A 13,804-nucleotide genomic window follows, 5' to 3' on the forward strand; every position below is an offset into this window, starting at 1 on the left:
AAGTCATTAGCAATTAATAATCATTATCATTTAAAATTAAATGAGAAATAAGAGTACATGAGAGACAGATACGCCATGTTGTACGACTGCCAACGACATCCGCAGGCATAAGGAATCATCAATGAACAAAGGACAACACCAAACATACCTTTTTGACCCTTTATTGAGACCGGCTCTCAAACCCGTATTACCACAGCTCGGTTTAGGCATACTCGCAGAGGGAATCGCCGGTTTAGCGACACTCGCTGCACTCTGGTGCCTCATTCACCTGATAGCGGATCTATCCATCATTTGGGTACTCTATGCCTGTGCCTGTTGGAGTGTCGGAGCGATTTGTTCATCAAGTGCGTCATGGATTTCCCATCAGGCCGAAGCCGGTTTTTCCTCAAAACTACGCCGTCAGGTTGCTACTCACTTAACACAACTCCCGACCCGGACGTTAGCGCGCTACGATGACAACGCACTGCGGCGATTAGTGTCTGAAGATATTGCCGCCCTGCACCACATGGTCGCTCACTTACCCGCAGAAATCGCGACGTTTATCATTGTCCCTGCCGCTTCGGTGATCATGCTGCTTATGATGTCCGGGCCAATCTCTTTGCTCGCTTTACTCCCCGGATGCATCGCTGCCATGTATTACCTGATCTTCGTCCCACGTTATTCAATGCGTTTTAATGTTGAACGGGTGGCAGCCATGGAGACCATCGTCACCGCGATTAACAACTATGTCCGTGGGATCCGCATTCATCGCCTTTTCAATGCACAATCCGGTGCGCTTGCGGATTACCATGACGCTACCAATCGCTTCACACAGGGTATGGTCACGTGGGTAAGTCATGTGGCAACCGCCGCCGCGATTGCCACCGCGTTATTACAGGCGGTGGCAACATTTGCCATCGCATATTGGGTCTCTTATGAACTCAGCCCCGTCGCGCTCGCAGCGACAATGTTTTTCGGGCTGGCAATCGTCACCCCGTCATTGCGCCTCGGACATGGTCTCGACTACCTTTCCTCCGGCCGCGTTGCAGGCCAGCGCATCGCTGAATTGCTGCGTGAAACAACACTTCCCAAAGGCAATGCTTCTCTTCAGGGGGATGACGCAAAACTCACCGCCCAAGCCATCAGTATTCATACCGAGAACGGAGCGCTGATTGAGCATTTTTCTCACCAATTTCCCCCCGGAAAACTCACGGTCATCATGGGGCCAAGCGGCAGTGGCAAAACAACCCTACTCCGGATACTTGCAGGGTTTGAGCAATCAGGCAGTGGTGCGGTTTGTCTGGGGAACCAAAGTATTGTGGCGCTCGATGAGCAAGTCCGTCATCAGATGATTCAGTTGCTACCGCAAACAAACCCCGTGCTCAATGCCACGGTCCGGGAGAATTTATGGCTGACCGCACCGGATGCCAGTGATCAACAACTCCATGATGCGCTGACGCATGCCCAACTGGAGATCGACTTAGATGTCGATGCAACAATACTGTCTGGCGGAGAACAGCAAAGAGTCGGACTGGCACGCTTATTCTTGAGCCCGGCAACGATCCTACTGCTGGATGAACCCACCAGTGCTTTGGACCACGCGAATGCGCATCAGCTCATGGCGGCATTGTTACATTTGACGCATAGCCAAAATAAAACGCTGATCATGGTGACTCATGATCCCGCTCTGGCCGCTCAAGCTGACCAACACATTGATCTCAAAAAATCGCTACAACTCAAAGCATCATCACAACACAAGGAATGAACGGTATGACTTTAGCGAGCCACATCCCATCCGGTGCCACGTCGTCAAAATGGCCCTTACATGCCAAGCGTCGACTGATTTGGATTAGTCTCAGTTGGTGTTTGGTCGCCGCGCTGGAAGCCATGGCCTATACAGTGCTGGCACAAGCTATCACACACCAACAATCTCCGGTTTGGGTCTTACTCACCGCCTGCGTTGCGATACTCATGACAATCTTGACGACACGTGCAGGTTTTTTCTGCGGTGTTCGATTGTCCGGTGATTTATTCGAAACATTGGGCCAAGCGATCGCCCGAGCCAAACTTTCATGGTTGACCGATACACGCCGAGCCCAACTCGCCATGTTAGCTTCTCAAGGTATTCCCGGATTCATGAGTGTGCCGGCCCACCAGATACAAACTTTCCTGCATGCGCCATTGCTGCCCCTGTTTCTGGTCTGCGGCATTGCATGGTTGTCAGGGCCAGCCGTCGCATTGCTCACCGCGGGCACGCTTGCTCTGTCACTGTTCCTGCAATTTAAAGCCCAAATGGCACTGATTGAGAGTGATAAAACAAGGCATACTGCCAATATCGGGACTGCAAACGCGACCATCGAATTCGTTGACCATTTGGAGCTGTTGCGCACCACCGCGGGGCCAACAAGGGCAATCGGGCGAATCGAACAACAATGGCAAACCCAAGAACAGGTTCTGGCCAATACCAACCGCGCTGCTGCCAAAGCAACATTACTCTCAGCGGTCGCCAAATTTTTGCCGTTAGCCTGCATCAGTGCTTACCTCACCATCACAACTATCAGCACACCCATTATGACTCTGGCGCTGTTGGTGTTAGTCACCCGTGCAGCCGCTCCGCTCGGTGAACTGGCATTGGCAGGTTTGGGAATTAATCAATTACGTGCAGCAGTGAACGACTATCTCCAAAGTACCTTGGTTCCGACCTTACCTGAACCAGAAGCAACTCAAGCTTTAGTGCCGGATGGACACCATCTCTCCCTGAAGAACATCTGCCAGCCCCCCGTTCTCAACCAGATCAGCGCTGAGATTGAACCGGGCGCGCATGTCATCATTTCCGGGCCGAGTGGTAGCGGGAAAAGTACCTTACTTGAACTACTCATACGCTTTGATGATCCCCAAAGCGGGGCGATCACCTTTGGTGGTGTGCCTTTGCATCAGATGCGCTACGCTGAACTGACCTCACATATCGCTTATGTTGCACAGGATCCGGTCGTGTTCACTGGCACCTTAGCCGAAAATATCCGTTTAGGTCGTGCAGGGGCAAGTCGTGCTGACGTCGAAATCGCAGCACGACACGCGATGCTGGGGCATGTGATCGACCGCTCCCCCGACGGGATTGATCAGCCTGTCGGTCATCAAGGCAGTGCACTTTCTGGCGGAGAAAGACAACGGATCGTCATCGCGCGCGCGCTCCTCAAAGCGGCGCCGGTGCTTATTCTCGATGAAGCAACCGCAGCACTCGATGAAGAGACCGAACGACAGATTGCAGCATACGTGAGCACGCTACCTGCGACGCTGATTATCGTCACTCACAGAGACCCGACGATTTGGCAGCCGACCAAAATCATCACACTGACTGAACCGACACAGATATAAAAACGCATGGTTCAATATAATCAGTATTTGAATCATAATGAAAACAGCGGTAGCACGCGATTTACAGACTCGCGCTCTACCTGCAATCATTGTGTTTTGGGCGAATCATGAGCGAGGCAATGGATAAAAGTACCGATATCAAAACAACGCAGTTACATCGACGGACGCGATCACCGCACACCAGACGCACAGCGTTGATGGATGCCGCTGAACATTTATTTTTAACCAAGGGGCTCCATGAAACCCGAATCGAAGATATTACCGCTGCGGCTCACGTCGCCAAAGGGACCTTTTACATTTACTTTCATTCCCGCGATAGCCTGTTACACGCCTTACAGCAGCGTTTTATGACCAGCTTTTGCGTGCGGATTGATACCGCGCTTGCCCAATGTCGACCCGATGATTGGCAATCACAACTGCGCACTTGGTTCACAACCGCAGTCGACGGATTACTCGATCAGATGATGGTTCACGATATGCTCTTTCAGGATATCCATCCAAAGCAAGGGCGAAGTCTGATGAGCGAAAATCCGGTTATTGAGCAGTTATGTGCCTTACTACAACAAGGTGCTCAGGCGAATGCATGGCAAGTGCCTGCGCCCGACATGATGGCACTGATGATGTTTCATGCCATGCATGGATTAGTCGATGACGCACTAGCACGGGGAGAGATTGACCATCGCTCATCTTTAGTCAGCATATTAACCGAGACCTTTAGCAAAGCACTCGGGCAATCAGCTTAAACACTTTCGGCGATGACGACGCTTACATATTCTTAAAAATAAGACACTTCTGTGATACTTATTCCACTTCTTTCAGGCAACTTTTTGCTCACCGGGCAACTTCTTGCTCGCCTCTGGGCAAGATCTTGCTTGTATCTATATTTGTATCTTTATAACCGATTGATTTTATTAATATATGTAAGTTGGCACACCCCTTGCTCTTACAGTACAAGAGCCTAAAGGTTCTATGTGTATTAAAAACATGAACTTATTATAGATAATTGAAGGAATTTCAGAATGCCAACTCCATGTTATATCTCTATCGAAGGTGAAACTCAGGGGCTTATCACGTCAGGCGCTTGTACTGCTGATTCTATCGGTGACTCTTTTGTTGAAGGTCACGAAGATGAAATGATGGTTCAACAGTTCGACCACGTTGTCACTGTTCCGACTGATCCTCAGTCTGGTCAGCCTGCTGGTCAACGTGTTCACAAGCCTTTCCAATTCACTGTGAACCTGAACAAAGCTGTTCCTCTGCTATATAACGCATTGGCTTCAGGTGAAAAAATGTCTTCTGTTACTTTGAAGTGGTACCGCACTTCAATCGAAGGTAAACAAGAAAACTTCTTCACCACAACACTTGAAAACGCAACGATCGTTAATATCGAGTGTGCAATGCCACATTGCCAAAACCCAGCAGACGCTGATTTCACTCAGAACCTGACGGTATCAATGTCTTACCGTAAGATCACTTGGGATCACGTTAACGCGGGTACTTCAGGTGCTGACGACTGGCGTAAGCCTGTCGAAGCTTAATTGTCTGATGGACAGGCACCTGATGTACCTGTCCGACAATGCTTTGATGGTCATGTTGCTCACCTTTGGTGGGCAACATTATTTTCGTTCAATACATCGTATTGAACTTCTAATCAATAAGACAATATACCTGAACAACTTTAATCAGAAGATACTCGCTTCAGAGGTTGCTCAGGTATATGTGTTGTTAGGCAAGATGGCTGGGGTACAGTTTAAAACTGAGAGACTCCTTCAGGAAAATTGCTTTCTCGTTGATTTCCCCGCCAATTTTTCATTTTCATCAAGACTCATATATTCATCCGGTTATAATCGAAAACCGGGCCGAACCCATGTCATTCACGGCGGCGAAGATCCTTAAGGACGCGCTGATTTCACAGGTGACAAAATCAATGGGTATGTGAAAACTCAGTCAACTCAACAATGTCAGGTAAAAACTATGGGGACTTTGAACTTCCGTCTTGTCAGTGGTGTCGGTGAAGCGTTGGTGGTTCGTGACTATCAGGGACATGAATCGGTTTCTGATTCACGCGATGCACAGGGCAACCCGGTCTATGGCTTTCGCTACCAAATCGAACTGGCCAGCCGCAATTCAAGCATCAGTGCCGAGCAACTGGTCGATACGACCGCTGTCTTAGAAGTCATCCGCGATGGTGAAGTCGTGCAACAAGTCCATGGTATTGTGCGCAGCTTCAGCCGGGGTGATACCGGCCATCATCACACCTATTACTCCCTGACACTGGTGCCCGCCCTTGAGCGACTGTCCCTGCGCCACAACAGCCGGATTTTCCAACATAAAACCGTCCCTGAGATTCTGGCGATTCTCCTTGAGGAAATGAACATCACCGACTACGCCTTTTCCGTCAAACGGGAATGTGCACCGCGGGAGTTCTGCGTTCAGTATCGGGAGACGGATTTAGCCTTCTTCCATCGGTTGGCGGCAGAAGAAGGGTTGATGTACACCTTCAGCCATGAAGCCGAAAAACACACGTTAGTCGTCACTGATAACAGTGCCGGATTTACCCAACTGGGCGGCACCGTCCCCTATAACGTGCTGTCCGGTGGGGTCGCCGAAACCCCCTATGTTTCCGCCATCAGTGAGACCAAACAATCCGAGGTGACGGAAGTTGCCATGCGGGATTACAGCTTTAAAAAGCCCGACTACAACTTTAAACAGTCCGTCCTTGGCAGTGACATGGCCTATCAACTGCCGGACTACCAACACTACGATGCACCGGGGCGCTATAAAGATGATGCCAGCGGCAAAGCCTTCAGTCAGATTCGCCTCGAATCACTGCGCCGGGCAAGCCACACCGCATCGGGTAAAAGTAACCAAGCCAAGCTTCAGGCCGGCGTGGTATTCACTCTGGCCGACCACCTTGACAGCACTATGAATCGCCCCTGGCTGATTGTCGGGATTGACCATCAGGGCAGTCAGCCGCAAGCACTGGAAGAATCCGGTGGCAGCGGTGCGACCACATACAGCAACCAGTTTGTTGTCATTCCGAATGAAACGCTGTGGCGCATGCAGCCACACCCCAAACCACAAGTGGACGGCCCGATGGTCGCCACCGTGGTCGGGCCGCAAGGCGAAGAAATCTACTGTGATGAACACGGCCGGGTGAAGCTCTCCTTCCCGTGGGACCGTTACAGCAATGAAGATGAGTACAGCTCTTGTTGGGTTCGCGTCGCCCAAGGCTGGGCAGGCGCCCAGTACGGGATGGTCGCCCTCCCCCGTGTCGGCCACGAAGTGATTGTTACTTTCCTCAATGGTGACCCGGACCAACCGCTAGTGACCGGTCGCACCTATCATGCGACCAACACGCCCCCTTATTCCCTGCCGGATAACAAAACCAAAACCGTCATTCGCACCCAAACCCATCAGGGCACCGGTTTTAACGAATTAAGTTTTGAAGACCAGTCCGGCAGCGAGAAGATTTACCTCCACGCGCAGAAAGACTACGAAGCGCTGGTTGAAAACGACTGCACCACCCAGATTAAACATGACCGCCATCTCACGGTTGAAAACGACCGTTACAGCCATGTGCAGGTCAACGACCACCTGAGCATCGACGGTGAGCAGCGTACCGCCATCAAACAAAACCTCACCCTTGCAACCGATGCCTCGCTGCACCAGAAAGTCGGCCAGAAAACCATTGTCGATTCAGGCAGCGAAGTGCATCTCAAGGCCGGTAAGGCCGTCGTCCTCGATGCCGGTAATGAAATCACCGTCAAAGTCGGTGGCAGCTTTATCAAAGTCGATGCCGGCGGTGTGCATGTGGTCAGCGGTGCCATCAACCTCAACTCCGGCGGCAGTGCCGGCAGCGGCTCAGGTTACGGCGGACAGCCAGCCACCATGCCGAATATCCTCAAAGCACTGACACCACCGGCGCAGGCGCAGGCACCCAATATCACCGCCACACAAACACCGGCATCACCAGAGATTTACACACTGGCTTCACCGAAAAATATTCAAGCGGAAGCATTTGAACAAGTATCGATGCAAAACACACCGATGTCGAAAATGTGTCAGCGACAACCGGACGGCAGTTGTCCTCGTTCAGACTGCCCTTGCACAGGGAAGGCATAACCGATGAAGATTTTCCCAGAATTACAGGACAGCGCATTAACCCACTGGCTGGTGGTCGATTCGGTCCGAGTACCGGATATTACCCAACTCGTTTATCAGTATGAGAAAAACGTTGAGTTATATCGTCTGTTTGCGAATACACCATTCGATCATTTAATTGAGCAGAGTCCGGTTGCTTTTCGTTATAGCGGCGTGACAGAAATCGAACGCCAACTGAAAGATGATTTTGCACTACGCACCAGCAGTGTATTGTTTTCCTGCGAGGCATCAGTGCCGACTGAAGCGGTTATTCAACATCTACAGGCACTCCTCTATGTTGTTGTCGATGAATCACCGATTCTGTTCCGTTATTACGCAAGTCCAATATGGCATGAGATTGAATCTGAATTATCCGCAGCGGATCGCTGCACACTGCTTGGCCCTTGTCAGGCCATGAGTTGGATAGATAGTCAGCAAACCGGTCACACCCTCAGACAAGCGCCTGTCGCTGATGTCGAGGCCGACCTTCAGTTACCGTACCATTTAAACTCCCCCGTATTTAAAGCATTGGTAGAACAACGTTATGGCTAATACAACCGACACGCCTAAAACTTATACAATAAAACCCGACGACTGCTTAAGTCTGCTTGCTGTACGCTTTGGCACATCACCAGAGGCGCTTAAAAAGCTGAATAGTGATCTGATTGATGATATTGATCTGATCTATGCCGGGGACGACATTCTTCTGCCCGGAGAAGATGCTGAAACAGCGATTGATAACAAGCCCGGCAGCCGGGATGAAATCCCCAAGCCCCCGGAAAAATCAGCTTGTGCAGGCGATCTCTGCTCCGGGAAGGATACGCCGTTTACCGATATCTTGTATGTGCCGTCGCATCCGACCAAAAATCAAAAGCAGTTTTATGCCATTACCGATGAAGTCAAACAAGCGATTCAGGCAGAACACCAACTATTAGCAAAATCGATCGTTGAAGATCAAACCGAGACCATCCAAAACCTCAATCGCCTCGGTATTCTGTCGCGTTTTTATACCAGCCCGCATGAGATGTTTCTTGAATCAGAAGATAATCTGAATCGTTACCGCTTTCTGTTCCATGCACGCAAGACCATTCGCTCCGGTGCGGCGAAAGATTATCAACACGGTGGCGAAAATGGGTTTATCGTCAGCCTTGCCGAACAAGAAGGCCTTGATACCCAGAAACTACTTGAGCGTTATACCACTTGGGAAAAGGTCAAATACTGGATACTTGTCGGTGTCATATGGACCAGCCCAGCAGCTCGGACACTACTGCTCTCCAACGACAATATGAAAGACTATTTCAAGGAAGCCAGTGAAGAGGCCTATCATCTCGAGCAAGCTCGAAAGCATTTAAAAGAAACCTTACAAGATCATCTCGACGATGAGATCGAAAAACTGGATAAAGTCGCAGAACTTACCGCAAAAAACAAAAAGGCCGATGACGGCTCTTCTTATGTTTATGACAAAAAGCGGAGCTACTTCACCAGTGACTATGAAAAAGAAATAGAAAATTCGGTCAAAATGCTGCTCCGAGAGCGAAAAATGTGGGGAACGGATACCAAATTAGCGCTTGATTCCCATGAACAAGCAACGCAACTGATCGAAAATTTATGGGATCGTGAAGTCAAGTATGCCGACGAGTTTATCCAAAAATGTACCGCTGCCCGAGAGGCCGATGAGGATGAAAGACTGGTCACTGCCGGTCCATATTCCCACAATAACCCACCGTATGCATGGAACTTTACCCGAACTCTGAATGCATTAAACCTACGTGGCTACGTGGTGAAAGAGCAATGCCTGACCATGGCTGAGCTGGAAGGCACCAGTCCGGTACACCTCGGGCCACAAACACTCGAGAAGAACTTTTCAGAATGGCGGAGTAACAAGTTCCTCACAGATGACGGGCTGCCGGTCAAAATTACCGAAGGGACACAACTGGTTAACGACTTGCTGAACGAACTCCAAGTCAATAAAGCTGACCTGCACGCCAAAAATATCGACGGTACCCGCAAACAGACCGAAGAAGAACTCGTTAAATCACTGCTCAGTCAGGGCTGTGCAGGGCAATGGGCCTATTACCCTTGTCTGGCGCTGGTCAAACTGGTCGATGCGACAATCACCAAATGGATAGCCGACTTAGACGAACTGCTGGGCCTTGATAAAGATGAGCAATATAAACGGATGCCGGCACCGGATATGTTCGGTGACCTGCTCTGGCTGAAAAAGCTTGCCATGGCGCGGATTGATGCGCTGAAAACTTTGGCGGAGTCGAGAGCCCAAAAAGGCGCTGACTCGCTGAGAAACTTCTACCTTAGCGGTGATAAAATCCCAACCAGCTACCTGCTGCTCTGGGAAGAAAAAGAATATAAACCGAAAGAGAAAAAGACCAAAGTCTTCCACAAAGAAACAGGCAAAGCCGACCTTCAGGTAGTTGAATGTGTGTTGATGTCTGAAGGAACGCTGGGCTGGGTGCGCGGCCCGGCGTGGTATTTGCCTAAAGATGAAAAAGACACCCTGCTGGCAAAAGGCCACCTCAAAGATATTACCACTAAAGTCGCGCTGGTCAGCCCGGCGGCTGACGGTAAAACACCGGGAAACATTAAGACCGAAGCCAGTGCATTTCCGACCCTGTCTGAGGCAATGAAAACCATCCGCACATCCATCAAAACGGATGGCGTTAAGGCATTGAAAACCAGTATGCTGAATGGCAAGTTCCTGCTCAACCCATTCAACTTAGCCGCAGAGAAAAAATCAGAAGTATCGGCATTCTGGTCAGACAGCTATCACTGGGAAGATGGGCTCGGGCCGGACGGCAAATCCTCTCAATATGTGGTCGATGCTTCGGCACAATTTATGCGCTTATCTTCTAGTGTGAAAACCAACCTCAATCTGCCGTTAAGCGAATACAATAATCTCGCGGTCAATCGCGATACCACTGCCGGGGGGGCTCTCAGCCTCAGTGCCGATTTATTCCGCGCCCAGTTAACAGCGAAGGCATGGTTCCCACTTCAACCTGAAAATGATGACAATAAAGACAAACGCCAGTTCAAAGGGAAACCCCTAAAAATCCATTATCTGAAAAACGTCGATGGGCAAGATAAAAAGGACATTTATGATGCCGGTGAGATGTTTATGCGCGTCTCCGCCACGATTTATGGGTTAGCAGCCGCCAGTGTCAGTATCGCCGGGAATCTGTGCTTCGGCCCAGCTACAACTGAGACCGGGCAACTCGGTGTGCGGGGTAAGGCGATTACCACTGCCGACTACAATGCCGGTGAAATCAGACAACTCCGCGCCGCCCCGCCGCAACCCCTGCCCCAATCCGAGCAATCCGTCGGGCAAAGAGCACTCGGCAAACTCAAAAAGAACTCAGCCGCACAAGCAGGGATAACCGTCGATGCCTTTGCCGGGGTTGAAGTCGGGGGTGAGCTGAGCGGTGAGGTCTACTGGCGGCCACCGACAATTGACATCTCCAATAGCGCGGAGCGCGGTAAGATGATGCGCTTAGGGAGTTTAGCGGTTCAGGCTGCCGTCAGTTACGGGGTCGGTTTATCGGCTCAGTTCAGTATTACCTTCCACCGCGGGGCCTTATATGTGATTGCCGCTGCAAAAATGGTGTGCGGCCCCGGGGCATCAGGCAAAGTCGCCATCGCCCTTGATGCGCTCAACGTTGACCGTTTTATTCAATGCCTGCTCGCCATGCTCCATGAATCCGGCTTCAAACGCATCGAAGCATTCGGCGAAGTCGATGAACAAGGCCGCAATGAAGACTTTGAAGAACTCAACCGCCGCCTGACCGTCGCGGTCGCACTCGGCCTGACTTTAGGTGAAGCCCTGCTGCTGCCAGCCAAAGCCCTGTCATTTATCCACAAAGACGGCTTGCAGGAAGATTATGCACCACTGATTGCCAGACGGATCATTAAAAAAGATGAAGGCAAAGCGGGTAAAAATAAAGTTCAGAGCTGGGTTTCCGATTTACCACCGGAGACACTATGTAACCTATTGGATTGTTTAAGCAATAAAAATGAAAGTGCTTGGTTTGAAAACGACGAAGAGAAAGTCGCCCGACAAAGTCAAGAAGTCGATAAGGCTTTAGCCATTGTGCAGATCTTAGAATGGATATCCCCCAAAACCGGTGCCAGTGAAGCGTATATTGAGAAGAAACGACTGCAATTTGAGAAGACACTGATCCGCATGGGGGGCAACTATGAATCGGCCCGACTCCCGATGGAACAATGGCGACGCTTTACCCAAAGTTGGATGCAATTGGCAGAGTTTATAAACCAAATCAATTTCCCATTACAGAATGGACTGAATGTCAATGATATAAGAAATGACTTTATCAGATATAGTCAATTACTATGTGGCAATATGAGACGCTATCACTATGAAGCAGAAGAGCACTCGGATGCAATTGCTCATTTTGTCGATGGCGAATATGACTATTTAACCATTCGGGTTGCCAAAGACGGTGACAAGCCACAAGTGGTTGCAGACCGCAAGCATCTTGAAGAGACGATTCAAGCGACCGAAGACAAAGGTTATTTCTGGAACAAAACCACCTACAACCCGTGGAAAGAACAAAGCTGGACACTTTAAAGCATGAGTATCAATAAAAAACTGATTTACAAAACACTGCTGACCATCGTTGGTGTGATTATTTTAGCGGCTGGCGGACTGATGGCCTACTTGGTGATCCCTTCCGGCTTTCAGTCCCGGCAGGCAGAAGGCCCCAAGGTACTGACTGAGCTGCTAAAAATGGCTCAGAAAAGCCAATCATTTAACCCCGACCCGTATATCTCCAGCACCTATCGCCCCGGAGATCCACTGTATGAGCCATTACTGTATATTCAAAGACATCGGCAGGGAAAAGCCGAAGAGCTATTAAAGCCATTAGTCGAGCAAGGTAACCCAGATGCCATGTATTGGTTGGCTCAAATCACCTATGACGATAGCTACTACTCCAGCGGCCCGGCAGCGAAATTATTCCAGAAGTCAGCCGAGCTGGGGAATCCCTATGCCGCACTCCGATTAGATAGCAACAATCGTGAATGCCAGATGTTTATGAGCGGTTACTGTGATCAAAAGTGGGGAAAACTCGGGCGAAAACTACTGCAAGAGCGGGCAGCTCAAGGTGATAAAAAAGCAGAGTATTATCTGCTTCAGTATGATGAAAATAGCTCAGAAGAGGTGCATAAAGAGCTGGAACGACTTGTCACTGAAAATGCCAAGAATCATTATTATCAACCATTAATGAATTTAATCTATGATTATTATAATGGAAGCTATTTGACTTTCTTTAAAAAAGGAAGAACACCAACAGAAGAAGATAAAAAAACACTTATTAAAATTGCATTAATACCTGCTCACAATAACTTCCCCCCTGCTATATTCAATGTTATTTACAGCATGATTCAATTAATACCTGATAATGATGCTTTAAATATAATAAAACACAATATATATACAGATAGTAATTCATATGTCTGTCGAAGTTATTATTCAGAAATAAACAATAAAATCAGGGATAATATTATTAGAGGTGCTGCATGTGCAATAGAAGAAGACATGTTTATTAATGACCATTTAAATATGGATAGATATACATTTTCTCTTAAACAAAAAAACATTAAACCTCTTACAACAGAAGAGTTGGATAAAGCTAAATATATTGCTAATGAAATACTAAAAAATAAAAAAACTGTTATCTACATTGATGAAATGAACACAAGACCATAAAAACTACAAAAAGAGGGATCAGCAATCTGATCCCTCTTTATATTCCTTAAATCCCTTCGACGTCTTCTTTAATCAAATTCATCTCATCAAAGGTAATCAGATTATTGAGAAATAACAGCACTTCACGCAGTTCATTTTGGTTAACGAAAGGTGCGGTATTCATGACGAGAAAATCAATCAGATAACCGCGAGCAGTCAGGTGTAGATCATAATTAGGTTGTGAGTTCAGCATTGTAGCCTCCTGTAGTTTGTCGAAAATCACCACCGGAGGTCCGAATCTCAGAGGTGGTGAACTGGGAGGGTTCGAACTACCGCACCACAGGTTGCAGCCTGACTGAGTCAGCCCAACCCAGCTCACCATTATAGGAGTGAGTAGAGGCTACACACAAAGGCTCATCTGTACAAGATAAGGCAGTCTGTGCATCTGTGGTTTAGACGGTGTTCGAATCCCGACACCGGTTTTATCGGTGCGAATTCAGGGTAAGCAGTGTCGGGTTTGTTGGCGAGGCGCGCTAAAATAAAGCGCGTGTGACAAAGCAAAATCCCATACTTTGCTCACACTCAGTTCAT

General features: G+C 48.9%; 9 protein-coding genes. 8 read left to right on the forward strand and 1 reads right to left on the reverse strand.

All coding sequences use genetic code 11. The features are described 5' to 3' along the window. The first annotated feature begins 121 nt into the window (after positions 1-121). From MKS89_RS14685 to MKS89_RS14720, 8 genes are all read left to right on the forward strand, one after another. The gene (locus tag MKS89_RS14685) at positions 122-1,744 is read left to right on the forward strand and encodes an ATP-binding cassette domain-containing protein (RefSeq protein ID WP_072963519.1); all 1,623 of its coding nucleotides are present in this window, start codon (positions 122-124) and stop codon (positions 1,742-1,744) included. Between the two features lie 5 nt (positions 1,745-1,749). After that, positions 1,750-3,354 (forward strand): ABC transporter ATP-binding protein, encoded by a 1,605-nt coding sequence (locus tag MKS89_RS14690; RefSeq protein ID WP_072963517.1) that lies wholly within the window; start codon positions 1,750-1,752, stop codon positions 3,352-3,354. 119 nt (positions 3,355-3,473) lie between these two features. After that, positions 3,474-4,097, forward strand: coding sequence for a TetR/AcrR family transcriptional regulator (locus MKS89_RS14695; RefSeq protein WP_072963514.1), 624 nt, complete (start codon positions 3,474-3,476; stop codon positions 4,095-4,097). Positions 4,098-4,373: 276 nt separating this feature from the next. Next, a complete protein-coding gene (locus tag MKS89_RS14700; protein WP_077316288.1) occupies positions 4,374-4,892 on the forward strand; it encodes an Hcp family type VI secretion system effector in 519 nt (172 codons plus the stop codon). Positions 4,893-5,328: 436 nt separating this feature from the next. Next, a complete protein-coding gene (locus MKS89_RS14705; RefSeq protein ID WP_072959555.1) occupies positions 5,329-7,479 on the forward strand; it encodes a type VI secretion system Vgr family protein in 2,151 nt (716 codons plus the stop codon). A 3-nt stretch (positions 7,480-7,482) separates the two neighbouring features. Next, a complete protein-coding gene (locus MKS89_RS14710; RefSeq protein WP_072959553.1) occupies positions 7,483-8,049 on the forward strand; it encodes a DUF4123 domain-containing protein in 567 nt (188 codons plus the stop codon). After that, the gene (locus MKS89_RS14715; RefSeq protein ID WP_072959551.1) at positions 8,042-12,094 is read left to right on the forward strand and encodes a LysM peptidoglycan-binding domain-containing protein; all 4,053 of its coding nucleotides are present in this window, start codon (positions 8,042-8,044) and stop codon (positions 12,092-12,094) included. The genes MKS89_RS14710 and MKS89_RS14715 overlap by 8 nt, the downstream gene beginning before the upstream one ends. A 3-nt stretch (positions 12,095-12,097) precedes the next feature. Next, entirely contained in the window at positions 12,098-13,234 is a 1,137-nt protein-coding gene (locus MKS89_RS14720; RefSeq protein ID WP_072959548.1) for a tetratricopeptide repeat protein, read from the forward strand. A 46-nt stretch (positions 13,235-13,280) separates the two neighbouring features. Here MKS89_RS14720 and MKS89_RS14725 read toward each other — a convergent pair whose 3' ends face one another. Next, positions 13,281-13,466, reverse strand: coding sequence for a hypothetical protein (locus MKS89_RS14725; protein ID WP_072959545.1), 186 nt, complete (start codon positions 13,464-13,466; stop codon positions 13,281-13,283). Between the last annotated feature and the right edge of the window lie 338 nt (positions 13,467-13,804).

Source organism: Vibrio gazogenes (genome assembly GCF_023920225.1).
Taxonomy (GTDB): Bacteria; Pseudomonadota; Gammaproteobacteria; order Enterobacterales; family Vibrionaceae; genus Vibrio; species Vibrio gazogenes.